Below are 24,451 nucleotides of genomic sequence, written 5' to 3'. Positions count from 1 at the left end.
TCAGTACCGAAGGCCCCGTTCGGTCACTCCGCGTCGATGTCGGGTTGGATCTCCACGGTGAAGACGGCGTCCTCGGGACCGTAGCCTTCCCTGTCCTCCCAGACGATCACGCGCACGTGCCGCTGCCCGGCCCCGCCCCTCTCCCACTCGGTCACCAGGTCCGTGACGACGAGGGCGGCGACGTACTCGGCGGTCTCCTTGGGATCGTCGGTGACGACGGTCCCCCGCCACCGCTCGGGACGGCCGCCGTAGGGGCGCCAGCCCTGCGAGCCGTGCGGCTCGTCCACCCGGTACACCCAGCCCTTCTCGGTGCCCATGGCACCGATCCTGCCACTCGGGGGGACCGCGCGCCGCCCGCTGAGCCCGTCTGCCGCCCGCGACCTCACCGGACCGTCAGCCCTGATCCTCGCCTCCCATCCGACCGGTCTGTACCAACAGGTTCCCCCGCCTCCGCGAAACGAAGATCCCCCGCCCCGCCGGCATCGGACGCGGGCGTACGTTGCCGAGGATGTCGCCCTCGTTCGGGTCGCCGGAGAGCACCACGCCCTGCGCGCCCAGCTCCTTGATCCGCTGCATGAAGGGTTCGTACGAGGAGCGGCCGGCGCCCGCGGTGTTCCGGGCGACGATGAAGCGGATGCCCACATCGCGGGCGAACGGAAGGAGTTCCGTGAGCGGGGCGAGAGGGTTCCCGCTGGACGTCGACACCAGGTCGTAGTCGTCGACGACCACATACACCGTCGGGCCGCTCCACCAGCTGCGCTCCCGCAACTGGTCGGCTGTGACGTCGGGCGAAGGTGTGCGTCGGCGCATGAGGTCGGCCAGGGCCTCCACGTGGTGGTCCATGGCGTTGGACATGGGCACGTACTCGGCCAGGTGGGACGCCGGGGCTGCATCCAGGAGCGAGCGGCGGTTGTCGATGACGAAGAGTTTGCAGGAGTCCCCGTCGTGCAGGTCGGTGAGCTGTTTGATGAGGAGGCGCAGCAGGTTGGACTTGCCGGACTCGCTTTCGCCGAAGACGAGGAAGAAGGGGTCCTGGTCGAGGTTGACGTAGACGGGTTCCAGGTTGTTCTCGTCGAGGGCGAAGGCGACGCCACGTTTCGGCTCGGCGAGGGCTGCGGGCAGGTCTGCGAGGGGCAGTTGGCGTGGCAGGAGGCGGACTTCCGGTGCGCTGGGCCCTGTCCAGTGACGGGCCGCGTCCCGGCCCATGGCGGCGGTCGCCTCGGAGAGCTCGTCGTCGGAGTGGACGCCGTCGATGCGGGGGACCGCTGCCATGAAGTGCAGCGCTTCCGGAGTGACGCCCCGGCCTGGCACCCCCGTCGGAACATTTCCGGCCGCCTTGCGGTCCAGCTCGGAGTCCATGGGGTCGCCGAGTCGCAGCTCAAGGCGGTTCATCAGAAGGTCCTTGAGGTTGGCGCGGACCTCCATGGCGCGGGAGGCGGTGAGGATCAGGTGGATGCCGTAGCCGAGGCCCCTGGCGGCGATCTCGAGGACGGCCGCTTCCAACGCTTCATACTCCGTGCGGAAGTTCCCCCAGCCGTCGATGGCCAGGAAGACGTCACCCCACGGCTGGTCCGCCACGGAGATGTCACCACGCGCCCGCATCTTCCGGAACGTGGCGATGGAGTCGATGCCGGCACTGCGGAAGTACTCCTCGCGGCGCGTCATGATGCCGTACACCTCGGCGACCGTGCGGCGCACCCGCTCCGGGTCCAGGCGTGAGGCGACCCCGCCGACGTGCGGCAGCCCGGCGACGGCCGACATACCGCCACCGCCGAAGTCGAGGCCGTAGAACTGGACTTCGTGCGGCGTGTGGGTCAGCGCGAAGGCGGAGATGATGGTCCTGATGAGTGTCGATTTGCCGGACTGCGGACCGCCGACGATCTGCATGTGGCCCGCAGCACCGGAGAAGTCCCGGTACAGCGTGTCGCGGCGCTGCTCGAAGGGCTTGTCGACCACACCGAGCGGGACGACGAGGCGGCCCGCGCCCTCGTAGCCGGGCTTGGTCAGGCCGCGGCCCTCGACGCCGGCGAGTCCGGGGAGGAGGGCGTCCAGCGAGGGCGGGTTGTCCAGCGGGGGCAGCCACACCTGGTGTGCGGCCGGGCCCTGCCCGGTGAGGCGGCGCACGATGACGTCGAGCACAGTGTCGGCCAGGGCGTCGTCCCCGCTCGCCCGCGGGTCCGGCACCTGGGCCCGGGGATCGGGCTGTACGTAGTGCACCTGCACCGGGGCGGCGGTGAAGGGCACGGGACGGCGGTCCACGGGCAGCCGGCCGTCCCCTGTCGCGGCGGCTCGGGCGGAGGCGGGCCGGTGCGGACCGGACACGTACGCGGCCTTGAAGCGGGCCATTTCGTCGGTGCCGTACTTCAGGTAGCCCGAACCCGGGACGTTCGGCAGGTGGTACGCGTCCGGCACACCGAGGGCGGCGCGCGACTCGGCCTCGGAGAACGTCCGCAGACCGATGCGGTACGACAGGTAGGTCTCCAGACCGCGCAGGCGGCCTTCCTCCAGGCGCTGCGAAGCGAGCAGCAAGTGGACGCCCAGGGAGCGGCCGATGCGGCCGATCTGGACGAACATGTCGATGAAATCGGGCTTGGCGGTGAGGAGTTCGCTGAACTCGTCGATGACCAGGACGAGGGACGGGATGGGCTCCAGAGCGGCACCGGCCGAGCGGGCCTTCTCGTAGTCGTGGATGTTGGCGTAGTTGCCCGCCCGGCGGAGCAGCTCCTGGCGGCGGTTGAGTTCGCCGCGGATCGAGTCGCCCATGCGGTCCACGAGGGTCAGGTCATCCGCGAGGTTGGTGATCACCGCGGCGACATGCGGCAGGTCCGCCATGCCGGCGAACGTGGCACCGCCCTTGAAGTCGGCGAGGACGAAGTTCAGCGTCTCGGAGGAATGGGTCACCGCGAGGCCGAGCACGAGGGTGCGCAGCAGCTCCGACTTGCCGGAACCGGTGGCGCCGACGCACAAGCCGTGCGGGCCCATGCCGTCCTGCGCGGCCTCCTTCAGATCCAGCATCACCGGGGCGCCGTCCTCGCCGACACCGATCGGGACCCGCAGGCGCTCGGCGCGGGAGCGCGGGCGCCACGTGCGGCCGACGTTCACGGACTCCGCGTCGTCCAGGTCGAGCAGATCGGTGAACTCCAGGTTGGCGAGCAGTGGTTCGTCGGAGTCACCGCCGGACGCCATGTACAGGGGCGCGAGTTGGAGGGCGAGTGCCTCAGCTGCTTCGGGACTGAGACGGTCGGGTGTCCCTTCGTAGACCATGCCGTCGCCGGACTCCAGGCGCAGTGCCTGGGAGTGCACGACGACCGAGAGGCCGCCGCGTGCCCCGGTGAGCCTGCCCGGCACGACCTCGACGATCGTGACACCTTGCAGCCCCTCGGCCGCTGCCAGCGCCGACAGCGGCGACAGCGCCTCCCCGTCGAGTACGACGACGATGTGCGGCTGTTCCAGGAGGGGCTGGCCGCCGGCCTGGAACCGGGGGCGGCCTTCGAGCTGCTCCTTGAGCAACAGCTCCAGATCATGCGCGTTGGACGTGATCAGACGGCGGCTGCCCGCCCCGTCACTTCCGTCGGTCTGGACGTGGGGCAGCCACTTGGCCCACTCCCAGTGAGGGGCTGTGTCGGTTCCGGCAGCGATGGCGACGACCAGGTCGTCGGGAGCGTGCAGTGAGACCAGGGAGGCCACCATGGCGCGCGCCGACGCCCGGACATGACTCTCCTCCCCGCTGAGGGTGAGGTGGTAGAAGGCCCGCAGCGAGATCGCCATGGGCAGGCCCTCGATCGTGCTGTGCGCGGTGAGGAACTGCTTCATGGCCCCGGCGGTGAGCGGCTCCAGCTCGTCCACCGGAGCGGTCTCGGGTGCGATCAGCGGGGTGGCGAGCTGCTGGCTGCCCAGACCGATCCGCACTTGCCCGAAGTCGTCGTCGCTGATGCGCCGTTCCCAGACGCGGCTGCCCTCGGCGACCAAGGCCCACAACTGCTCGGGCGCCGGATGCAGATAGAACTGGGCGTCGCGCTGCAGCCGGGCGGTGCGAAGAACCGACCGGCGGGTTTTGGCCAGGTATTTCAGGTAGTCCCGCCGCATGTCGGCGAGCTGGCCCTGGGTGCCGCGCCGGTAGCGGACGAGCATGGCAATGCCCATGGCGATCGTCGACGCGATCATCACCATGCCCATGATGCGCACGACCGGGTTCGGCGTCATGAAGAAGAAGACGACGGAACCGCCCATGCCCAGCATGGGCAGCAGCTGCATCAACGCCCCCTCCTGTTGCCCTCTGGGCAACTCGGGCGGGGATTGCAACTGCACTGGATCGGCGGGCACCGCAGCGGGCAGGGCCCTCGGCGGCCGTTTGACGACGATCTGGCTCAAAGCTGACCCGTCCCCCTCACGGATTGAAGAGCCCCTGTCCGCACCCCCGTGGCGCCGACTCCATCCGAACTGGATCTGGAGTGGATCCTACTGGCGGGCACTGACATTGCGGAGGGTAGGGTGGCGGTCACGCGTGTGCGCACCCGCGAAACCCGCGAACAAGCAATGGCTTCCGGGCCATTCACGGCGATTCGGAATGAGAACGGACACGCGAAGGAACGGGACAGCGAACGGGGCAGGGGCGCGGCCCGCGATCTGAAAAGCACCGCGAGGGGGAGCAGTAGGTGCCTACGACGGGGACGGTTCGAGCGACGGGAAACACCGGCGGTTATGCGGGACCGGGGGCCTTTACGGGACCGGGGACGCCGACCGCTCGCAGCACCGGCTTCCGCCGCGTCATCGTGGCGGCGCCGGACAGCCGTATCGATGTGGCGCTGCCCGACGACATTCCGCTCGCGCACCTCTATCCGGAGATCCTGCGCCTGTCGGGGCAGAGTCCGGCCCCCGGCGCCCCGGTCGGGTACCACCTGGTGCGCCGGGACGGGACGGTGCTCGACGAGGCACGCTCGCTCGCCACGCAGCGCATCGCCGACGGCGAGTTCCTGCTACTGCGCCCCTTCGCCGAATCCCTCCCGCCCGCGGTGTTCGACGACGTCTCGCACGCTACGGCCAGCGCTGTCACCCGCGACCGCGCGCTGTGGAACGACGAACTCCTGCGCGCCGCCGGACTCTTCGGCGGCAGTGTGCTGCTGATCCTGCTCGCCTTCGTGGCCTGGAGCTCCGACGTCCGCCACGACATGCACGGCCTCCCGGGCCTCGTGGCCGCGGTCTCGGGCGTGGTGCTCCTGGCGATCGCCGCCGTACGCGCCCGGGTGTACGGCGATCGTGGATCGTGCGTGGCCTTCGGCACAGGTGCCCTCGCGAATCTGGGGGTTGCCGGCAGCGGACTGGTCGCGCTGCCGGCCGGAGAGGGCATCGGCAGGCTGCAGTTCCTGCTCGCCTGCGCCGCCGTGCTGGTGGGATCAGTCGTCCTGGTGATCCTCACGCCGAGCGGGGACGGTCCCTTCGTCGCCTTCGCGTTCGCTTCGGCCGTCGGCATGCTGCTGACGTTCGTGTCGATCCTCGCCGAGATGCGGCCGGTCGAGACCGCGGCGGTCTGCTCCCCGCTCGCCCTGGGCACCCTCGCCTTCCTGCCGGGCCTCGCCACGCGTTTCGCCCGCCTTCCCATCGGCTTCGACCCACCGCGCACCGCCGTCGGCAGCGGCTACGACGACGCGGATGACGACGGCGCCGGCCATGGCGATGGCGCCGGGGCACGCGCCGCGGTCGACGCCGACCGCATCGCCGCTCAGGCACGGCGGGGCCACGAGCTGCTGCTCGGCCTGGTCGGCGGTTGCGCGCTCGTCGCGACGGCTGCGACCGCAGTGCTCGGGTTCTCCGACGACCTGTGGGCCCAACTGCTCGCGCTCGCCACCGGATTGGCCCTGCTGATGCGCGCCCATCTGTTCCGGCACACCGTTCAGGTGGCCTGCACGCTCGCGGCGGGCCTCGCCTCGCTCGTGCTCCTGGGACTCGGGCTCTCCCTCAACCCACCCGGCTGGATGGTCCTGGAGGCGCTACGAGGTGACGGTACGGCCCTCGACATCAGGCTGGTCTGGCTGTCGGTCGCGGTCGCCGTCGTCGCCGGAGCGATCGCCACGATCGCGCTGGTCGTCCCCAGCAAGGGGGTCACCCCGTTCTGGGGCCGATTCCTCGAGATCGCCGAGAGTTTCGTCCTGCTGACACTGCTGCCGCTGTGTCTCGCGGTGTTCGGGGCGTACCAGCAGATGCGCTCGCTCTCTTCGTGAGGGCAACGGGCTGACGGGCTTTGAGGAAGAGGCAGCGGAACCATGGCATCACGGCGGGATGAACTCAACGCCTACACCTTCGCGCGACGGCGCCTGGTCGGGCAGTTCCTGCAGCCCAACCCGAACGGCACGGAGGAGGGTTGGCCCCGCCCGCTGCGCGCGGTCGTGCCGGGTGCGATCGTCGCGACGGTCATCCTCGCGGCGTTCGGTGCTTGGGGCATGTTCAAGCCCGCCGCGCCGCAGGGCTGGGACAAGCCCGGGGAGAACATCATCATCTCCAGCAAGTCGACCACGCGGTACGTCATCCTCAAGACCGACGGCAAGGCACAACTGCACCCGGTGCTGAACATGTCCTCGGCGAAGCTGCTGCTGCAGCCCGACAAGGGCAAGGTCATCAACGTCGACGAATCGGTGCTCGACAACGGCAGGATCCCGCACGGCCCCACCCTCGGCATCCCCTACGCCCCCGACCGTCTGCCCGACGCCGACGAAGCCGGATCGAAGAAGCGCTGGGTGGTCTGCGAACGGCCCGGTGAAGGCGGCCGTGCCATCCAGAAGGCGGCCTTCATCCTCGCCGCTCGCGACATGGACCGGACCGAAGGGGCGGAGCGGCTGCGCGGCGGCGAGCTGATGTACGTGGAAGGCCCGGGCCCGGACCGCATGCGCTACGTCGTCGACGCCCAGGGAACGGCGTACCCCGTGGAAAACGAGGAACTGCTGCTGCGCACGGTCGTCGGCGAGGGCCGACAGCCCCAGAGGGTGTCAGCCGGCTGGCTGAAGACCCTCCACCGGGGCGACACCATCGCCTTTCCGACGATCCCCGGCACACCCGGCACCGACGCTGGGATCCCGGGCCGGCTGCCGACCGAGGCGAACAAGGTGGGCATGGTCCTGGAGGCACCATCCGGTACCAGGATGCAGAAGTACGTCGTCCTGCGGGGGCGGGTCGCACCGGTCTCCGACTTCATCGCGAAGCTCCTGCTCAGCAGCCGGGACCTGACCGGCCTCGGGCAGGCGAGCCGAGCGATGCCTGTCAGCGCCGGCAGCTTCACACCCGGGGCGCCTTTCGGCGCGGAGAAGACCTGGCCTCAGCAGCAGCCTGAGCCGGTCAACTCGGCGAGCACCGACGAGGGCAGCCGCAACACGCTGTGCAACGTCCTGCGCGACGTGGACGAGGACAACGGCGCCACGACCCTGAACACCTGGGCGGGCAGGGCCTTCCCCGCCACGCTTCCCACGGGTTCGAGCAGCGCGTACGTCACCCCCGGATCGGGGCAGTTCTTCCGCCAGTTCACGGGCTCGTCGACCAGCTCCGGCTTCTTCTTCCTGGTCACTGACACCGGCCTGCGCTATGCGATGCAGTCCAACGGTGACAGCGAGACGGACGACGCGGGCATCGGCTCCTCGGGCTCGGCTGCCGAGCGGCGGGAACAGCGTGAGGCAGCGCTGCAGGAGGCTCAGCAGGCACAGAACCGCCTCGGCTACAAGGACGTGACACCGGCCCCGATCCCGGCCGAGTGGTCCGCGTTCCTGCCGACGGGGCCGCGGCTGTCGACGGGGGCGGCTCGGCAGCCGCAGGGATCGTGAGGGGGCGGGCCGAGCAATGCGTACGGATCGCTTCTTGCGCCGCCTCGCCGGAACGGCCGCTGCCACCCTCGCGGTCGTCGCGGGATTCCCGGCGCCTGCGGCCACCGCCGCCGGTACGGAGGATCAGTGCACCTTCGGCGGCAAGTCGTACGAGGGCCGCCCCTGGGCGCTGCAACGGGTCATGCTGGACGAGCTGTGGAAGCAGTCCACGGGCGAGGGCGTGCGCGTCGCGGTCATCGACACGGGTGTGGACGTCAAGAACCCCCAGCTCACCCCGGCGGTGGACGTCAAGAGCGGCCGCAATTACCTCCCGAAGAACCTCAAGGACGACAACGGCAACAAGATCCAGCGCGGCCGCGAGGACGGCACCACCGACGTGGTGGGCCACGGCACGAAGGTCGCCGGAATCATCGCTGCCAGGCCAGCCAAGGGCACGGGCTTCGTCGGCCTGGCCCCCAAGGCGACGATCATCCCGATCCAGCAGAACGACGCGGAGGGCCACGGCGACACCAAGACCCTGGCGGCGGCCATCGACTACGCCGCCAACGAGGCCAAGGCCGACATCATCAACATCTCCCAGGACACGGCCAACGCGGTCGTTCCCACCTCGAGCCTGAAGCGGGCGGTGGACAACGCCCTGGCCAAGGAGATCGTCATCGTGGCCTCGGCGGGCAACGACGGCCTCGACGGCAACGTAAAGAAGACCTACCCGGCTTCGTACGACGGCGTCCTGGCGGTAGCCGCCGCGGACCGCAACAACGAACGCGCGGCCTTCTCCCAGTCGGGCGACTTCGTCGACGTCGCAGCCCCCGGCGTCGACATGGTCTCCACCGTCCCCGGCGGCGGGCACTGCGCCGACAACGGCACGAGCTTCTCCGCCCCCTACGTCGCCGGGATCGCCGCCCTCATCAAGGCCAAGCACCGAGACTGGACGCAGGAGCAGATCACCGCCCAGATCATGCAGACCGCGGAGCGCTCCATCCCTGGCCATGACCGCCTGGTCGGCTGGGGAGTCGTCGACCCCGTACGGGCCCTGACGGAGGATGACAGACCGATCAAATCTCCCGTGCCGAGCAACGTCGGCGCCGGGCAGGCCGAGCCCCCCACCGTGGCCCAACTCCCCCTCGGGGAAACCCCGCAGGAGCGGGCTGTTCGCGTCGGGACCTTTGTGGTGGTGGGCAGCTTGGTACTGGTGGCGGTCATCGCGGGCGGGGCGGTAGCCATGAGGGACGGCCGGAGGAGGGCCGGGGGCTCGCGGGCGTGACACCAGCATCTGAGCTAGCGGACCCAGTGAGCCTCCGCCAACTTGTATTCGCAGGTCAAAGGGCTGGAGTGACAGCCTTCATGGCAGCGCAGCACCACCAGAGACAGACGGGCACCTGGCGTCGTGGTGCACTGGCCACTGATCACCAGTGAAGGGGGAGAGAGATGACAGTCGACATAGAAAAGTTCCGCCGGGACGCGCATCGGATCGAGAAGTGGTCGATCGGGTGGATGCTGCTGTCGTTGGCGATGTGGGGGTGGTTCGGCTATCGGTTGCTGGTGGACGACGACAGGGGATACCGCAGATTCGGCAAATACGCCGAAACCAGCCACTCACTGGTGGGCATACTCGCGCTCGCGGTCATCCCGACGATCATCGGAGCAACGACCATCGTGTACTCCCAAGTCCTGTTCCGCTTGGCCCGCCAAACCAAGCCAGAGCTCAAGTGAGGGGACTCCTGGACGCGTACGTCATGAGCCGGCCCGTGGTCCTGCTCGGTGATCGGCGCGACCGTACTCGAACGCCTATCAGCAGATTGAAACCGGACGCCAAGGTGCCTGGTAGGTCGTGGATCCCCTCTACGACGCGCACTTCGACGGTGGACAACTACGACTGCGACGCTGCCAGCGGATGACCCCCTGTGATCAAACGTGGGGACCGACGCAAAGGAACACGGCCAGAACGATGGCCACGGCCAGGGGGCCCAGCAGTGCGAACCGGGCGGAGCGGGCGAGACGAGCAACGCCGGGGGCGAAGTAACGGGGAGTCAATACCGCTGCAGTGAGGCCGACCTGGATCACGGTCACTGTCGCGGACGGGACTACCGACGTCAGCGGCTGCATCCAGGCGAGGGACAGAACAGCCAGGAGAAGGACAGGCCCGAACGTGAGCAGCGTCGCCCAGCTCCAGAAGAACAGGGCGAGGTAACGGCAGGCCGGCCAGTCGGCCAGATCACGGGGTTTGACGTTCCGGGTGACGTTCACAGGTCGAGTCTGTGGTCGGGGACCGGGTGACAACATGAGTGCGACTACTCATCAGGGGCTTCGCCAACTACTCATAGAGGTGTCGTCGCACGCGCGTGTCACCGGCCGATCAGAGCTTGAACGCTCCCCGGCAAATCCATCCGGCACCGAGGACTGCGTTCCGCAGGGGGTCCGTCATCTCCCGCGTGTCGAAGCGAAACGTCTCGACCTTACGCCGATGGCCGTCGGGGCCCTGCTTGGTCTCCCACTGCCGGTACACCGCAGGTGCGTGCCCACGTCCGTACTGCCCACTGGCGTTGTCGGAAGAACTGTTCTCCCATCGCTCGTCAAGGAAACGCACCTCATGCTTCTCCGGGATCAGGAGCATCCGAGTCTTGAGGGTCACACCCACCCGTGGAATCCGGCACTCCGCGACCAGGTCAGCCTTCTCGGCTGGGAGAGCGTTGCGCACCCGGTACGGCACGTCCGGCCCGTTGAGCGCGAGCAGTGCGGCCCGGACCTCCATGCTCGGCAGCGGTGCGACCCTGCTGTCAGGGTGCCTCGTGCCGGTCAGTTTGTCCCAAAGACGGCCCATCGCCTCCCCAAACTGGAAGGGTGAGAGCGCGGAGGAACTGCTGGCGCTTGAGCGCGCCTGTCGCGAAGCACCTCACGCCATCAGTGCCCTTCTCGGACTTCCCGATCTCTTTCCTGCAGCCTTTTCTGTTCCGGAGGTGGGGTGGACACCTCCCGTGCGTGCCCACCCCGGTTCCGTTGACCGCTGTTAGTAGTTGGCGGCGGCCTTACGGTCGGCGGCGCTGTAGGCCGCGCTCGCCTCGCGTACTGCGTTCGCGATGGAATTCAAGGCCTGGTGGATCTCCCTGGCCTTGATGTCCCACTCGCGGTGAAGGCCGTCCGCCGCGGTCTTGGCCTCGCCCTCGAAGAAGGCCGAGAGTTCCTTCATTCGCCTCTGGAGGGCCTCCAGGTCCGTGTCCAGCTTCTTGGCCTGGGCGGTGATGTCCCCTGCGGCCCGCTCAAGTTCCGCGTAGGTGACGAGCATTGTGCCGTTGTCTACTGCCATAGCTTCTCCAACTGCCTTCCGTGTCTGCTGCTCTGAAGGTTTGAAGCGACGGTTTGCTACATGCCGGAGAAGGCCGAGGGCTTGCCCGACGCCGGGAGGGCACTGCCGGCCGAGCCGGAGCCGCCCGTGTCGATGCCCGCCAGGGCCTGGTAGATCTCTTCGTCGGTGCTGCCGGCGATGCGGCGGTTGTCGTTGACCGCGTTCTGGAAGCGGACGAGCAGGTTGCCGATGTGGGCCATGCGCTCGTTGATCTCGGTCTGCTTCCGGTCGAAGGACACGGCACCCTGGCCCTGCCACTTGCCTTCCACACCGTCGATCACGGCGTGCAGCTGCTGGAGCTGCTGCTTCACTGACCCGAAGCGTTCGTTGAGCTCCTGCTCGAACTGCCGCAGTACGTCGTCCGTGACTTTCTGGGTTCCTGCCATTTGTTTTTCCTTTCCGGTGCTTTCCGGTGCTGTGGTGGGTTCGATGGCTTGGACAGGCTGCGTGCTGAACGGCGCGTGGCACGTCCGGTGCGATCCGTCGCGGGGTGGCTCATGGGCCGCTGCAGCCTCGTGGAGTGTGACGGTCCCGTACTCGGGGCCTCCAGCGCCCCGGACATCGCCAGCACCCGGCACGACGCTCATGCCTCCCTGTTTGCTACGTCCGTGGGTCGTTGACACGGATCCTGCGTCGGCACACCGCTGCCGTGGATCACCGTCCGCCCGCAGTCGGCGTTGGTGAGGAAGACGAAATCGGGGTGCTCGCCGACCAGAAGTCGGAGTGAATGTAAGGAAGCCCCTTGGATTCTGGTGAGCCCGGCTTGAGAGGCTCCCTGGGCGCTTCGGTCACCTTGGACTCCGTGACACACGGGGAGGTGACATGGAACCCGGCTTGGCCCTTGTACCCGAACTCCAGGCTGACCTGGAAGCCGTCCGGCGCGGTCGCGAAGATCGCTGGCATGTCGGTGTTTCTTCTAACCGACGTGATCTTGTAACCCTCCTTCTTCCAGTAGTTCTCCACGACACCGAGAAAGCTGCCACGCCGCTCGGCCGAGATGATCGTCATCACATAGCGCCGACGGGTCACCGACCCGGTACCCGTACCGTCATTCTTGAAATCGGTGCAGCTGGAGTCAGTCGATGGCCCTCGCATTACCTCGACAGATGGCTTGATCGCCTTGAGGGTCGCGTCGATGACGCCCTCGGCGTGATCAGCCGCATCCTGCATGTTCATGTTTGACTCCTTCGCCGCACCCGCTTTCCTTCCTTCACTTCCACTGTCGCCGGTGAGGCCACAACCGGAAACAATGAGAGTCGACGCTACGAGGGTTGCAGCACGAATTTTCATCGGTATTTATCCCAAGTCACGAGGTCAGGACGGCCCGCGACGATGGCCGCAATGTTGGCAGCGGATACAGGATCTTTATCCTGGGCCGGGTTGAAATAGTTGGAATGCGCCGGAGTCGGCCCCTGGCCATCGACCACCGGCATCGGACCGTCAAGCACCTCAAAGCGTCTGGCACCAAACGCCTCACTGGCCGGGTCCTTGCCGAACCAGATATCGTCATCGCCTTGGTCCGCGATGTCCCCGGCGAGGTATACAGCGGCCGGACCGCCACCGAAGAAAACACTGCCAGCCATGGCCTCCTGCTTCGACGGCAGGTGGCTGACAGGGTCGTTCTCGGCCGCACCCACGTACACGTGGTCCTTGCCGACGCCAAGATCTTCCGCCTTGTCGACGCCCACGCCAGGGCTCCCGAGAAGAATGATGTCATCGGCTCCGGGGACTCCCCCTGGCTCCTGCGTTGCTGCCCCCACTAGGCGGGAACCGTAGGAGTGTCCGATCGCAACCAGGTGCGGGTCCTTGTGATCATTCGTCGCAGCGATTCCGCCCATGAACGAGTTGTACGCAGGCGCACCCTTCTCTGCTTTGTGTGCGGACATGACATCCGTGTCGGACACCAATGTGACGGGGTCCAAGGGAGCGGAGAGCTGGGGCGCGTCATAGCCCAGCCAAACGATGGATGCACTGGAGGGATCCTTGTCCCGGGCGCCAACCGCAGTGTCATAGGCGCGCTTCACGTCATTCTGAGCAAAGGCTGTGTCCAGGGCAGTGCCGAGACCGGGAACATACGCCGAGACGTTCTTCGATGTGTCGGGGTTCCCGAAAGCAACGGCTGCCCGGCCAAGGCCTTGGTCGCTGATCCCCAGCAGATACATTGGTGGCTCTTTCGGGTCCACCAACTGTTTCGCGGCATTTTCCTGCAGTTGCTGCTGGATACTCTTCAGAGCGTCCAGCTGCGTCTTGGCCTTGTCCCCGTCTTCACTAGAGAGCTTGCCGATCAGGATATTCAGGTTTTCACGGTTGACCTCATCCCGAACCGCGGAAGGGATTCCGTCCAGGTTGCCGATGATCTCCGGAAACGCCCTCTTATATTCGTCGCGCTCCTCATCGCTAAGGCCGTCCCACCACTTTTTACGGTCGGCGGGCGATTTGTCCAGCGGGATTTGATCACGAATGTACTCGCTTGCAGCCGAGCTGACCGTGTCGGCATCGGCAGCCACGTCCGTCCACGTCTTGGTGTTGACCGTCAGCCCCGGCGCCGCCTTGAGTTTCTCCAGCGCCTTGCTGTACCGGTCGTCGATCTCCGTGGCTTCCTGGACAGCGTGGGCGATCCGGTCGGCGATGTACTGGGCCTTTGCGCGGTGGGGGTTGGCGCTGTGCAGGCCCGAGGTGTCCGGGCCCAATCCGGGGGTGTACCGGCCGGTGCTGCCTGTGATCGTTCCACCGGGGATTGCGTCATCGGTCACCTCATTTTTGCCACCGGGGGGATACACGACGCTGCCGTCCGCGTTAACGGTGTACGACAGCGCCTCCGCGTCCCCCAGGGCTTCAAGCAGGCGGCGCCTTGGTCTGGCGATCTCGGAAGAGAAGCCGTTGAGAGCACCACTGACCAGGCCACACTCGACCTGGGTGTAGTGGAAGTTCTCCGACAGCTTCTTCAACTGCCTGAGCGCCGCCTCCGCCGCCTCGCCCTCATTGGCACCCTGAATGACCTTGGTGATCTGCTTGTCGATACGCTCCTTGGCCGCATCGGCCATGTCACTCGCCGCGCGGTACCCGTCCGCCGCCTCCGTGTACTCAAATGGCTTGATGGCCTTAAGCGTCTTGAGGTCCATGCTTCCGGATCACCACCCCTTGCCCGCGCTGCCAGCAGCCGGCGCATCCTCAGAGCGGACCTTCAGGCCGGCGATCTCGGCCTTGATGGCCTCGTCGGTCCTCAACTGGTCGTTGCCCGTCTTCTCCAGCACTTCAGCGAGCCCGCCGCACAGCTCAGTAATGTCCCTGATCCGGCGCTCCCAGGAGTCGTACACCTCCTGCTGAGCCGCCGCGGTCAGGCATCCGGGATCCTTGCCAAGCCCCGTCTGGCCGTCCTTCAGCTTCGTCAGCGCCTTACCGGTGTTCTCTCGCAGGTCGCTGACGTCCTTTCCCGCCTTCGACCACGCGGCCTTGTCAGACCTCACCTTGCCGGTAACGCCGCCACCGCTTGAGCCGCCGCCTCCTGGATCAGCCGGCAGCTGGTTGAGTCGCATCTGCGTGGTGTGCCGCTCGGCCACCGCAGCCTTGAGCTGCTCCCACTCCTCCCACGCCATGCGTGGCCCCTCCCCGTGTCGTGTCGTATGCCGTCGAACGGTTGTGAACGTGCGGCCGCGACGCTGCGGTGGTCGCGAAGTACGGTAGTGCCACGGCATCACGTGCCCCATCCGTATCTGCCACCAGCGCGTCTGAGTATCCGTACTCAGTGGGCGATGGACGTCGTGTTGCGGCGCCGGGCGCGCACTACAGGGATGGCGATTGCGGCACCCAGCAGAGTGGCAGCACCTATGCCCAGCGTGATCCAGAGAGCCGTGTCGCTGTCATCCTCACGTGCAAGGGCGGCGGCGGACTGCTTGTCCTCGTTCATGGTCCCAGCGGACTCGGAGGCCTTCGGAGACGGCGACTTGGGCTCCGCGGCGGCCAGGTCGGGGAGAGGGTACTCGTCGGCTGGACCGGGATCGCCGGGGGTCTTCAGGGCGATCCGGGGACGCACAACTCCGTAGCCGATGTAGTCGTTTCGCTTGGCGCCGCTTGTGGGGCCGGCTGCGGTGTTGAGCATGACCCTGAGGACCTGGTTGTTGGTCCAGTCAGGGTGCTTCGACCAGATGAGAGCCGCGCTCGCGGAGGCGATGGCGGTGGCGTCGCTCGTGCCATGGGACTTGCACAGGCCCGTCTTGCCGCCACAAGCGGCAACCATGTCGATGCCTGGCGCAGTCAGGTCTACCTGTTGACCGTACTGTGACTCATCTGTCTTGCGGAGATCCTTGCCGATCGCTCCCACCCCGACGACCCCCGGAGTGGCGGCGGGGTATGCGCGAGACGAGTCTCCGTTGTTGCCTACAGCTGCGAAGATCAAAGCACCCTTGTCCAGGGCATACTTCACAGCGTCGCTCTCTTGCTTCCGCACGGCCGGAGTAGCAGCCCATCCCTCGGTCCCCATGGAAATGTTGATGACCTTGGCCCCTGCATCGGCGGCGTACCTGATTGCTTCGGGGAATACGGTTTCCTTCTCGCGTACCCGAATGGGCAGAATCTTCGCCCCGGGGGCGAGGCCGAAGGCCCCATCCCCTCCCCTGCTCTCGCCGGTTCCGGCGATCAATGCGGCCATGCCCGTGCCATGGCCACGGTAGTCAGTGTGCTCATCACCTGAGACGTTTGGCGCGAAGTCCTTTCCCTCAAGTACCTGCCCCGCGAGGTCGGGGTTCTTGTCGTTGACCCCGCTGTCGATCACCGCGACGGTGACGCCCTCGCCCTTGGTCACCTTCCACATCTCTTCCGCCTTCATGGCGGTCAGATGCCACTGCTGGGAACGGATGGACTCCGCATGGGACGGCGTGGTGGCGACGCCCATCAGCAGGGCTGCAAGTACTCCCGGCAGCAGGGCCCTGTGGGTGAGACGCTGCATTTGGCTGGTGGGCATGGGGATTCCTCTTGCAGTCCTAACGAGTTCAGTCCACGACGGGCGGTGTCGCGCGACGTACGCCCTGCTGCCAGGTCTCTTCATCTTCAGTGAGGTAGTCGGGGCGCTCGCCTCGGCGATCCTCATTACGAGACTTCACCGAAGGAGAGCCCGGCGGCACCACGGGTCCGCCACGCCCAACCGGTCCGGCACCGTGCTGCGGCTCGCCTGCCCTGCGCACCGCGCCCGAGGCCGACGGCCCGCCGCGCGTGCCGCCTTGACCTGCAGGGCCCGCAGTGCGTCCACTGCCGCCCGAAATGCCGTGTGCCGCTCCAGTGCCGCCCGGGGTGAAGGGGCGTGCACTCCCTGTCCCGGCCTGCTGGGGACGGCCTCCGACAATGCCGCCCGTTTCCGAGGCGAAGCGACGACCACCCGTCCCACCGCCGGGTGCGGTGCCACGCGCCGTGGGCGAGCCGCCGACGCTGATGGGGCGGGCGTTCACGGCCTCCGGCCCCTGCGGGCGACCACCAACAATGCCGTCGGGCTGTCCTGCGATGCGTCGGCCACTACCCGTTCCGCCCTGGTCGGCCCCAGGCCTTCCGGTACCGACGGGCTGGCCCGCTGAGCCACGGCCGTACACACCCTCACCGCCGACCACAGTGCCCCGGGGGATACCACCGTTGCCCCGTCCCGGAGACGAAGGCATTGGCCTTCCGCCCGTGATCCCTCCTCCGGGGGCGGGGCGCTGGGCGGAAGGTCCGGCGCTCATCGGAGTCTGCCCAGGGGCCACCGGGCGCCGGAATCCAGAGGAAGGGCGGCCTGCCCCTGCCGGAGGGCCGGTTGGCCTTTGTCCACCCCCGTTTACCGGGGAAACCACTCCGGGGGGCACCGTCGGAAGTCCCTCCGGCCGTCCCCCCGCCATCGGCGGGCCACTCGCCGGGCCCGACGGTGCAGTTGGCGCCTCGGGCAGGGTGGCAACGCTGTCGATCTCCACCCCCGTGGTCGGCTGCGGACGCACAGCACCTCCGGCAGGGGCTCCAGGAGCACTGGCAGAGGTCTCGGGTGCGCCAACCGACCCGCTCGCGCCATCGCCCTGGTCCACGGAGCCACTGGCTCGCCCACTGGACCCGGCTGATCCCACCGTTCTGGGTGCGGTCGCGTCAGCGGCACCACCGGTGGGTACGAAGTCTTCACGCGTATCGAAGCCCTTGGTAGGGGGCGGCATCACAGCCTTGGGCGGCGGCGGAAACACCGGCTTCTCCAACCCGTCCATCTGCTCCGCAGACAACGTGTAGGACTCCCCGAGCTTCTTCATCTGCCGAGCAGCCTCTTGCCGCTCCGCTTCCCGCTTGGCCAAGACCGCCTGAATGTCCCGTGTGGAGTCACGGGTGACGGAAGCCGAATCGGGGTCCTTGGGCGTCGCCTTCGCTGCTTCCAGGTTTGCCTGCGCCTTGGCCAGGGTGGACTGGCCATACTTCGTGTCCCGGGGGATCGACGCCTGGACGCTCGCGATCGTGCCGGCAGCCTCCTGGAGCCACTTTGACGCGCCTTCGCTGTAGTCCGCCAGCCGCAGCGTCGCATTCGCGAGGTCTGCGCTCCAGTTGCGGAACGCGTCGGCTCCCTCCCCCTTCCAACTCACCCACTGCGGACGCGTCTTCAGCTCCTCGCCGACCTTCTTGATCTCTGCGCCCACCCGCAAGAGTTTGGCCGCGGCGATGATGACCGTGTTGGCGTCGGCCTGATCCAGCCAGGCGAGCATGTCCTCGTGGCTCATGCTCTCGAACGACGTCTTGCCGCCGCCCCTGCCCTTGTCGCCCATCTCGTCTCCCCGTTATCCCCGTGTGCCCCGTGATGCCTAACCAACCGTCATCAGAAGCCCGACGCGCCGGACGTGTCGCCACTCCCCGAGGCGCCGCCCGGCTTCGTGGTCTCCCCACCGGGCGCACCTGGGATCTGCGGCTCGTAGCTTCCGCCGTAGTGTTCGGTCGTGTCCTTGCTGATCGCCAGCATGCGCTGGCTGACCTCCGCGTCCACGTTCTCGTAGCCCTTGTGCGAGGCCAGGACCGCGATGCTCATGCCCTCGATGGAGTCGGTGAGGAGCTTGGAGAGCTTCTCCAATTCCGAGATCACTGTCTCGTACGAGGTGAAGAGGCTGGTTGCCTCAGCCCAACCAGCAGCTCCGCCACCGAAGTTGGCTCTCGATATCGCGTCCTGTCCGACCTGCTTCGGGCCGGCCGGGCCTTCCCGCAGGTCACGCAGGAGCGCGTCGATGCGGTCCCGGAACTTCGTGAAGGACTGCAACTCGGTGATGACGTCACCAGCAGCCGAAACCGCTGCCTGGAGGCCCGACCCGACGCCGAATACATCTGCGGCCGCCGATGCTACTGGGCCCCCCAAGAAACCCTCCGCCCATGCGGCTGGGTCCGCCACAGGTGCGTCGATCGGCACGTCGTCCGCCACAGCATCCTCCCCGTTAGCCAAAGCGTCAGGTTTCACTCTAGCTACGGGCACTGACAATTCGTACACCTGCTTTGCGTCTGCAAGTGAGCGCACAAGCGGACAAGTTGGGTACAGTCGGTCGCAACTGACCGTCACGAATTCGTGACAGACGCTGTCGTCGTGGACGCCGTCGATGGCCGAAAAGTGTACGCATGGGCCGATGGCCTCGCAGAAGCGGATGGGACCACTCCGCACCGCGTTCGACGAACCAGCTAGACGCGCGAGCGCCCCGCACTGCCTCCAGGCCCGAGTGCCGCATCCCACTCGACGTCAGATTCCTTGTTGCGAATGCGGAAGGTTCTCAAGAAGCACCACTCGCGAGCCTTCCCCGGAGCGGTCGCAAGACACGGCTCACGCGACCGGCTCGGCCCTGCTGTGCCGACGGCGGCAGTACGGAGCAACGGCGGCGACGCGGTGCGTCAGAGCAGGTGGTCCACCTTCCCCGCCTTGATGTCGAGGATGAGCGCGCGGAGGGCTTCGCGGGTATCGGTGAGGTAGGTGTCCTCGGCGCCGGCTATGGCGATATAGGCGTTGCCGTCGGGGTCGGTACCGAGACGGAAGCAGTTGTTGCCCTCACCACAGAACGGCTCTTCCCAGGTGATGCGATCGCTCACGACGCCTCCTACAGTTCTCGGGCGATCTTGTGGATGACGTCACGTGATGCTTCCGGACTCATCGCTGCGGCGTCCATCCAGTCCAGATGCGCACGGTACTTCGTGAGCTGGGCCTCGGCATGGGTGAATTCCGGTCCGTGCGCCGAGTCCAGCTGCACAGTGTCGAGTTGAGATACAGGCCCGTCGGCGTAGAGCAGCGCGTGTCCCGCGCCGGGGAACCCGCCCTTGGGAGCCGGGATCAAGGGCGCGGTCGGGCAGCCGGCCTTGCCCTTGCTGCTTGATGTGCCGAGCGAACCATTGACATGAACCGCCCGACGCCTGCGCGGGGCGAAGCGTGGACGCTACGGTCGTCAGCTGATCGTCGGGCAGGGCGGGCAGCTGGGTTCGGCAGGCGATCCGGCCGACAAGCTTCTCGGCGGCGGAGCGGGCTATGCGAGCGAGCCGCTGACGGTCTGCCGCGGGTGTCGTTGTGCTGCTTCCGGCCCCGCACTCAGCGGTAATGGCGCCGGTCGACGGGTTGGGGAGCACAACGCCGTTTGCTTCGAGGGCCGCTACGACACGCTTCGCGCTCATGGCATGAGGGGCCGCTCGGTACCAGTAGTAGAAACCGTAGCTCACCGCGGCTCACCGGGTTCCAGGGCCGGCCCCGTCACTGTCGTCGAGACCCAGCCGCACAACGGGCCCGGCGGATGCCACCTCGATCACTCCCCAGTCTCCCTCCAAGTGAAAGACAGATCCGTTCCAGAAGAGGGTGTCGATGCCTCCATAGTCCTTGTCTCCGGAGGCATCCAGCGCTGGAGGCGTTCCCTGTCCGGTCCAGGAGAGGTCCCGCACGTTCTGGAATTCGATCACGGCTCGTGCGTAGCAGTTCTGCTCGTCGGCGCCAGGCGGGTGATACGAAGGATGCTGCGGCGTGAGGACCAGCTCCACCTCGAGGGCCAGGCGGGCTGGAGTCGCCTCGATGCCAAGGACGAAGCTGTCCTCGAGGTAGAGGTTTTCGAATCCGGCCAGCTGCGGATATTCGACCTTCTCAGTGTTCACGGCAAGTCCCAGACAATCGGCGTGTGGTTCCCAGGGCTCTTCCTTGTGACCGGGTTCCCCTGCGGATCGATTCGCTCTCCTTGGGCATTTCTGATTTCCACGTGCGGCATGCCACTTCCCGGGGCACGGCTGCTCCCTTGCTTCAGGGTGACACGGACGATTCCGTTCTCGTCGACGAACTTCGGGGGGCCATTTTGTGTCTGTGTCTCGGTCCACCCTTGCTCGCGCGCCCATTTTGCGATTCCGGACGCTGTCCGGTGGCCTCCGACAGCGTCGCCGGAAGCGGCCGGACCCTGCTGCGCGGGAGAAGAGTTCGTCCCTTGTCCCGATCCGCCGCTTCCGCCACCAGTGTTGCCGCCTCCGCCGACGGCGCCGGCAGCCATGAGGGCGACACCCGCGGCACCCAGACGCGCGGCAAGTGCAGTCCCCAACGCCCCTTCGCCCATGGCGGTGACACCAGCGAGGGCAAAGCCCGCCCCGGGCGGGAAGAGCGCCAGGAGGGAGAGGAGGAGCAGGGCGAAGCCGAGGTAGATGAGGAATCGATCGAGTGCTTCAAGCAGGTGCGCGGCGGGGATCGCCCTTCCGTCGGCGCCGGCTTCGCCCAAGCTTCGCCAGAGCAGGAGCGTTCCGGCCGTAGCGGAGCCCAGCGCTGATCCGGTGCGGAAACGGTGCGTGGCCAGTTGTTCGCCCAGGGGGTGGGTGGTCGCTTGTCGCCAGGTGCGTAGCAGTGTGGCCAGCAGCCAGGCGGTCCACATCAGGGCCGCTATGGCGAAGGCTCGCAAGATCTTCGGGCCGGTGCCCGTCGTGAAGTAGTCCTGTAGTCCGGCTGTCGACTTGAACGAGCCAACGCCGAGGAAGAGAACGGACGGGAGCACGAGAACGCAGGGGATGAGGATCAGGAGCCGTCTACGGCGGGGCCCACCCACGGCGGACCTGACTGCTCTCACCTGGTCCCGTATCGCGACCGTATGCCGCCATGACTGTGCGTTGTCCGTGGCGTCGATTCGGGCAGCGATGTCGGCCACTGAGCGGTGTAAGGGTTCGGCGGTGGGAAGTGGGGTCGCGGGAGCTGTGCAGGAGTAGCAGAGGGAGCGGCGCAGGCGTATGAAGCGCAGGGCTATCAGGGGGGTCCATGGAAAGCGCCGAGACGCATAGCGGATCAGCGCCGCCGCGGAGTCCTTGTCCGTCCGCTCCGCCGCCAGCAGTACGCCGGGGAGGCGCCGCTTGCCATGGCGCAGGCAGGCCAGGTCCGCCGTCATCGCCAACAGCAGTGCCAGAAGGGGTGCGGCCCACAGCTTGCCGTCCAGGTTTTCCAGCCACTGGCCGGACTCACCGCCCGAGTGCCCGGCCGCGTAGTTGTTGAGGGTGTGGTGGGCCACTGCTGCGCCGAAGGGGATCAGCGCGAGTGGCTTCAACCGGACTCGCGCCCGCCACAAGATGCCAACTGCCAGACCGGCCAAAGCAGTCCACGCGAGGTGGGTGAAGGTGGGGACCGTGACCTCGCCTGTCCGGCCCAGGTTCAGGGCGGCAGCCGGGGCCGGGAGCCACGACGTGAATACCTCACCCGGGCCCGGGATGTACGGCGCCGACAGGCTGTCCGGGACGATCCAGCCGCCGTGGCGGGCCAGGGCGCGGTCCGCGTCCAGGGAGTAGCGAAGAAGTGCTTCCAGCAGGCCGAAGCCTGCGCCGAGGGCGGCTCCCAGGATCGTGAAGTCTGTCAGGCCCCATTGGCGGCGCACCTTTGCGTACAGGCCTGCCAGGAGGAGGGGTGACACCTTCAGCAGCTCCTCCACCCATGGAGCCGTGGTGTAGGCGGTGGTGTTCACGACCTCGGCCAGTGAGCGGCCCGTTTGGGCGGCGATCGTTCGTGTGTAGGTGAGTTCCAGGAGCGCCGTGGCCGTTCCGCAGGCGTAGACACCTACGAGGACGGTCAGCAGAACCGTGGCGAGGCGTACGGAACGCGTCGGCCAGGAGAGAGCGAAGAGCTGTACGACGCCATAAAGTGCCGCGGCCGACATGAGTACGGTCACGCGCGTCTCCCCCGTTGTGTCGAGTCAGCCTTCCGTGCGCGGGAAGGAGACCTCCACCCTTCGGTTCTTCTTGCGGCCCGCCTCCGTCGCGTTGGAGGAGATGGGGTACTGCTCGCCGTAGCCCCGTACCTCGTACGTGATCGAGGAGTCGTTCAGCTCCGATTCCAGGACTCCCTGTACGGCGTTCGCGCGTTTCCGGGACAGTACGTCGCCGTGGGCCGAGGAGCCCAGGTTGTCGGTGAAGCCGAAGACGCGGATGCGTGTTGCGTTCTGGGTTTTGATCTCTTCCGCGATGGATGCGATACGGGCCTTTGCCTCGCCGGTCAGCTTTGCGCTGTCCTTCGGGAAGAGGACCTCCGCCTGGAGCGCGAACTTCACGTCCGTGTTGGTGTCTTCTCGGCGTTCCTCGCCGGCCTGGTCCTCGACGACCTGCTTGATGTCCAGGACCTTGGGTTCGGCGAGCGTGGCGCCTTCCGGGAGCTTGAGGTCGGGGTCGTTCGCGTCCACTTCGACCGGGGCGGAGGCGCTGGCCTCGGTGCCGGGTGGGACGCTGGGGTCGTCGGCCGCCTCGGCTGTGGTGGCGCCGAGGATGTTGGTGGCGAGCATGAGGGTGGCTGCGGTGAGGGTGAGGGGGAGGGGGAGGGGGAGGCGGGGGGTGCGGGTCATGGTTGCCTCACCCGGAGATCTGGATGGTGGCTGCGGCGAAAGTCGGCAGTTGGAAAGTGACCTCGCTCGTGTCCGTGGGCGGAGATGGGAACTGCATGAACACGGCCAGGCTTTCTCCGGCCTTGAGGGTCGAGAAACCCGTGGTCGTCAGCGGACGGCCGTCCGTGTCCCGCAGTACGTAGTACCGCTTCTTGCTCTTTGAGTCGACGAGTGTGGCACCACCGAGGGAACGGCCGTTCCTGGTGATCTCGGTCTCGTTGCCGCTCAACGCGGACGGGACCGACATGCTCTTGGCCCCATCGTTCTTCAGGCTCCCGTTCACGGTGACGAAACCACCGGAATCACGCTGAGCAGAGGTGATCTGGAGGAGCAGTCCGTCCGAGCCCTTCAACTCCGCAAGGGGTTCGTCCGCTTGTCCCTCCTGAGCACTGGGGTCGGAGCCACCGTTCGTGGTGGCGGGCGCCGAAGCCTCCGGCTTCTTGTCGTCGTCCCCGCCGCTGCCGCAGCCGGCCACGCCGAGGGCCAGTCCAGCCGCAACGGTCAGCGCGACCATGCCCCTGTGGGCCTTCGTAGTGAACCGAATGCTCATTCCTCTGATTCCTTCGTCACTCGTCATTCGCTTGTCAGTCGGCCAGGTGGACGTCGAAGAGATCCTCAGGGCCCGGAAGGGTGGTCGGATCGTCCGGGTCCGGGTCCCAGGTCCTGTCCCCGCAGGTGAGTTGCGGCAGAGGCAGTACGTCGTCACCCTCACCGTCCCCGGCTTCCTCGCCGTCCCCGGCTTCCTCTCCGGGGAGGTCGAACTCGCAGCGAAACTCGATGACGGCGGTGGCGGTGGCTTGTGACTTCTCGTCCTCCGTACCGGGGACGATCGAGTCTCCGACGGGCTTGTCCGTCTCGACCTTGACCTCGTAGCGCAGGATCCCTGGATCGCAGCCCTCTACATGGGCGTCGTTCTGCGCCGCGAGTTCGTCTGCTCGCCAGCAGGACAGATCCAGGCCACCCACGTCACCGTCGAAGATGTCCTGCCACTCCTCGGGGTCGAGTACGTCCTCCATCCACTTGCCCGCGAGTTGGTCCCGCGTGTCCAGTGCCGCCGCCAACGCCGCTGCATCCGCAGCGGTTTGGGCGCCGTTCCGGTTTGCCGCGGCCTGGCCGACCGCAAGGTAAGCGAACGCGAGAAAAAGCAGGCCCGCCACCACCGTGATGTAGATGGGGAAGGCCTGCCCTGCGTCGCCGTACCTGGATCGCCGCATCAGCCGCCGGTCACTTCGGTGATCTTGTCCGTGATCGCGTCGAAGATCGTCTGGCCGATGTCCGTCCCCGCAATGGCCAACACGATCGCCACCACCACCGCAATGATCCCCAGATACTCCACCGCCGTCTGCCCCTTGTCGTCGCGAGCAGTCCGGGAGCGGAGGTATGCGACGGTGGTGTTGATCCAGTTGCTCATGGTGTTCCCCTCTGGTGTCCGGCGATCGTCGAGCGCTTGGCTCGCAAGTCTTGAGAGAAGTCTT

Annotated in this window: 22 protein-coding genes and 1 pseudogene; 4 read left to right on the top strand and 19 right to left on the bottom strand. The window is 67.2% G+C overall.

The window, feature by feature from the left end:
* Nucleotides 1-23: 23 nt before the first annotated feature.
* A complete protein-coding gene (locus ACQEV2_RS27460) occupies nt 24-317 on the bottom strand; it encodes a hypothetical protein (protein WP_433046868.1) in 294 nt (97 codons plus the stop codon).
* 76 nt (nt 318-393) lie between these two features.
* Entirely contained in the window at nt 394-4,371 is a 3,978-nt protein-coding gene (gene eccCa, locus ACQEV2_RS27455; RefSeq protein ID WP_433046865.1) for a type VII secretion protein EccCa, read from the bottom strand.
* Nucleotides 4,372-4,769: 398 nt separating this feature from the next.
* Here eccCa and eccD point away from each other — a divergent pair, with 398 nt between their 5' ends.
* The 4 genes from eccD to ACQEV2_RS27435 all read left to right on the top strand — a co-directional run bounded on the left by eccD (nt 4,770) and on the right by ACQEV2_RS27435 (nt 9,518).
* Entirely contained in the window at nt 4,770-6,218 is a 1,449-nt protein-coding gene (gene eccD / locus ACQEV2_RS27450) for a type VII secretion integral membrane protein EccD (protein WP_433054817.1), read from the top strand.
* 42 nt (nt 6,219-6,260) lie between these two features.
* On the top strand, nt 6,261-7,805 hold the full coding sequence (gene eccB / locus ACQEV2_RS27445) for a type VII secretion protein EccB (protein ID WP_433046862.1): 1,545 nt from the start codon (nt 6,261-6,263) through the stop codon (nt 7,803-7,805).
* Nucleotides 7,806-7,821: 16 nt separating this feature from the next.
* Nucleotides 7,822-9,069 carry a type VII secretion-associated serine protease mycosin gene (mycP, locus tag ACQEV2_RS27440; protein ID WP_433046859.1) on the top strand — a complete coding sequence of 416 codons (1,248 nt, stop codon included), beginning with the start codon at nt 7,822-7,824 and terminating at the stop codon, nt 9,067-9,069.
* Nucleotides 9,070-9,233: 164 nt separating this feature from the next.
* Entirely contained in the window at nt 9,234-9,518 is a 285-nt protein-coding gene (locus ACQEV2_RS27435; RefSeq protein WP_433046856.1) for a hypothetical protein, read from the top strand.
* Nucleotides 9,519-9,713: 195 nt separating this feature from the next.
* Here the strand turns inward: ACQEV2_RS27435 and ACQEV2_RS27430 are convergent, their stop codons facing one another.
* The 17 genes and pseudogenes from ACQEV2_RS27430 to ACQEV2_RS27350 form a co-directional block, all read right to left on the bottom strand.
* The gene (locus tag ACQEV2_RS27430) at nt 9,714-10,052 is read right to left on the bottom strand and encodes a hypothetical protein (protein WP_433046853.1); all 339 of its coding nucleotides are present in this window, start codon (nt 10,050-10,052) and stop codon (nt 9,714-9,716) included.
* Nucleotides 10,053-10,161: 109 nt separating this feature from the next.
* Complete coding sequence (locus tag ACQEV2_RS27425; protein ID WP_433046850.1) at nt 10,162-10,557, bottom strand: hypothetical protein; 396 nt, start codon at nt 10,555-10,557, stop codon at nt 10,162-10,164.
* A 255-nt stretch (nt 10,558-10,812) separates the two neighbouring features.
* A complete protein-coding gene (locus ACQEV2_RS27420) occupies nt 10,813-11,109 on the bottom strand; it encodes a WXG100 family type VII secretion target (RefSeq protein ID WP_433046847.1) in 297 nt (98 codons plus the stop codon).
* A 56-nt stretch (nt 11,110-11,165) separates the two neighbouring features.
* Nucleotides 11,166-11,534, bottom strand: a complete 369-nt coding sequence (locus ACQEV2_RS27415; RefSeq protein ID WP_433046844.1) for a WXG100 family type VII secretion target — start codon at nt 11,532-11,534, stop codon at nt 11,166-11,168.
* A 268-nt stretch (nt 11,535-11,802) separates the two neighbouring features.
* Nucleotides 11,803-12,324 (bottom strand): hypothetical protein, encoded by a 522-nt coding sequence (locus tag ACQEV2_RS27410; RefSeq protein WP_433046841.1) that lies wholly within the window; start codon nt 12,322-12,324, stop codon nt 11,803-11,805.
* A 110-nt stretch (nt 12,325-12,434) separates the two neighbouring features.
* Nucleotides 12,435-14,270, bottom strand: coding sequence for an alpha/beta hydrolase (locus ACQEV2_RS27405; protein ID WP_433046838.1), 1,836 nt, complete (start codon nt 14,268-14,270; stop codon nt 12,435-12,437).
* A 9-nt stretch (nt 14,271-14,279) separates the two neighbouring features.
* Entirely contained in the window at nt 14,280-14,744 is a 465-nt protein-coding gene (locus ACQEV2_RS27400; RefSeq protein WP_433046835.1) for a hypothetical protein, read from the bottom strand.
* Nucleotides 14,745-14,890: 146 nt separating this feature from the next.
* Nucleotides 14,891-16,108, bottom strand: a complete 1,218-nt coding sequence (mycP, locus tag ACQEV2_RS27395) for a type VII secretion-associated serine protease mycosin (protein ID WP_433046832.1) — start codon at nt 16,106-16,108, stop codon at nt 14,891-14,893.
* A 1,848-nt stretch (nt 16,109-17,956) separates the two neighbouring features.
* Entirely contained in the window at nt 17,957-18,547 is a 591-nt protein-coding gene (locus ACQEV2_RS27390) for a hypothetical protein (protein ID WP_433046829.1), read from the bottom strand.
* 458 nt (nt 18,548-19,005) lie between these two features.
* The gene (locus ACQEV2_RS27385) at nt 19,006-19,200 is read right to left on the bottom strand and encodes a hypothetical protein (protein WP_433046826.1); all 195 of its coding nucleotides are present in this window, start codon (nt 19,198-19,200) and stop codon (nt 19,006-19,008) included.
* 8 nt (nt 19,201-19,208) lie between these two features.
* Nucleotides 19,209-19,442: pseudogene (locus tag ACQEV2_RS27380) on the bottom strand (Scr1 family TA system antitoxin-like transcriptional regulator); the annotation flags it as partial.
* Nucleotides 19,443-19,824: 382 nt separating this feature from the next.
* Complete coding sequence (locus ACQEV2_RS27375) at nt 19,825-20,241, bottom strand: hypothetical protein (protein ID WP_433046823.1); 417 nt, start codon at nt 20,239-20,241, stop codon at nt 19,825-19,827.
* Complete coding sequence (locus tag ACQEV2_RS27370) at nt 20,238-22,259, bottom strand: PrsW family glutamic-type intramembrane protease (protein ID WP_433046820.1); 2,022 nt, start codon at nt 22,257-22,259, stop codon at nt 20,238-20,240. Before ACQEV2_RS27370 ends, ACQEV2_RS27375 begins: the two co-directional genes overlap by 4 nt.
* A gap of 36 nt (nt 22,260-22,295) precedes the next feature.
* Nucleotides 22,296-22,937 (bottom strand): OmpA family protein, encoded by a 642-nt coding sequence (locus ACQEV2_RS27365; RefSeq protein ID WP_433046817.1) that lies wholly within the window; start codon nt 22,935-22,937, stop codon nt 22,296-22,298.
* A gap of 7 nt (nt 22,938-22,944) precedes the next feature.
* On the bottom strand, nt 22,945-23,526 hold the full coding sequence (locus ACQEV2_RS27360; RefSeq protein ID WP_433046814.1) for a hypothetical protein: 582 nt from the start codon (nt 23,524-23,526) through the stop codon (nt 22,945-22,947).
* Between the two features lie 34 nt (nt 23,527-23,560).
* Nucleotides 23,561-24,190 carry a pilus assembly protein TadG-related protein gene (locus ACQEV2_RS27355; RefSeq protein WP_433046811.1) on the bottom strand — a complete coding sequence of 210 codons (630 nt, stop codon included), beginning with the start codon at nt 24,188-24,190 and terminating at the stop codon, nt 23,561-23,563.
* Complete coding sequence (locus ACQEV2_RS27350; RefSeq protein WP_433046808.1) at nt 24,190-24,387, bottom strand: Flp family type IVb pilin; 198 nt, start codon at nt 24,385-24,387, stop codon at nt 24,190-24,192. Before ACQEV2_RS27350 ends, ACQEV2_RS27355 begins: the two co-directional genes overlap by 1 nt.
* Between the last annotated feature and the right edge of the window lie 64 nt (nt 24,388-24,451).

The organism is Streptomyces sp. CA-251387, assembly GCF_050936625.1.
Classification (GTDB): domain Bacteria; phylum Actinomycetota; class Actinomycetes; order Streptomycetales; family Streptomycetaceae; genus Streptomyces.
This window is presented reverse-complemented; position numbering and strand designations above follow the sequence as displayed.

What these genes read in the sequence shown, in the direction of transcription:
- mycP (WP_433046859.1), top strand. Translation starts at nt 7,822, where the DNA reads ATGCGTACGGATCGCTTCTTGCGCCGCCTCGCCGGAACGGCCGCTGCC.
- ACQEV2_RS27365 (WP_433046817.1), bottom strand. Translation starts at nt 22,937, where the DNA reads ATGACCCGCACCCCCCGCCTCCCCCTCCCCCTCCCCCTCACCCTCACC.
- ACQEV2_RS27400 (WP_433046835.1), bottom strand. Translation starts at nt 14,744, where the DNA reads ATGGCGTGGGAGGAGTGGGAGCAGCTCAAGGCTGCGGTGGCCGAGCGG.
- mycP (WP_433046832.1), bottom strand. Translation starts at nt 16,108, where the DNA reads ATGCCCACCAGCCAAATGCAGCGTCTCACCCACAGGGCCCTGCTGCCG.
- ACQEV2_RS27405 (WP_433046838.1), bottom strand. Translation starts at nt 14,270, where the DNA reads ATGGACCTCAAGACGCTTAAGGCCATCAAGCCATTTGAGTACACGGAG.
- ACQEV2_RS27360 (WP_433046814.1), bottom strand. Translation starts at nt 23,526, where the DNA reads ATGAGCATTCGGTTCACTACGAAGGCCCACAGGGGCATGGTCGCGCTG.
- ACQEV2_RS27350 (WP_433046808.1), bottom strand. Translation starts at nt 24,387, where the DNA reads ATGAGCAACTGGATCAACACCACCGTCGCATACCTCCGCTCCCGGACT.
- ACQEV2_RS27460 (WP_433046868.1), bottom strand. Translation starts at nt 317, where the DNA reads ATGGGCACCGAGAAGGGCTGGGTGTACCGGGTGGACGAGCCGCACGGC.
- ACQEV2_RS27370 (WP_433046820.1), bottom strand. Translation starts at nt 22,259, where the DNA reads ATGTCGGCCGCGGCACTTTATGGCGTCGTACAGCTCTTCGCTCTCTCC.
- ACQEV2_RS27415 (WP_433046844.1), bottom strand. Translation starts at nt 11,534, where the DNA reads ATGGCAGGAACCCAGAAAGTCACGGACGACGTACTGCGGCAGTTCGAG.
- ACQEV2_RS27355 (WP_433046811.1), bottom strand. Translation starts at nt 24,190, where the DNA reads ATGCGGCGATCCAGGTACGGCGACGCAGGGCAGGCCTTCCCCATCTAC.
- ACQEV2_RS27435 (WP_433046856.1), top strand. Translation starts at nt 9,234, where the DNA reads ATGACAGTCGACATAGAAAAGTTCCGCCGGGACGCGCATCGGATCGAG.
- ACQEV2_RS27420 (WP_433046847.1), bottom strand. Translation starts at nt 11,109, where the DNA reads ATGGCAGTAGACAACGGCACAATGCTCGTCACCTACGCGGAACTTGAG.
- ACQEV2_RS27425 (WP_433046850.1), bottom strand. Translation starts at nt 10,557, where the DNA reads ATGGAGGTCCGGGCCGCACTGCTCGCGCTCAACGGGCCGGACGTGCCG.
- ACQEV2_RS27410 (WP_433046841.1), bottom strand. Translation starts at nt 12,324, where the DNA reads ATGAACATGCAGGATGCGGCTGATCACGCCGAGGGCGTCATCGACGCG.
- eccB (WP_433046862.1), top strand. Translation starts at nt 6,261, where the DNA reads ATGGCATCACGGCGGGATGAACTCAACGCCTACACCTTCGCGCGACGG.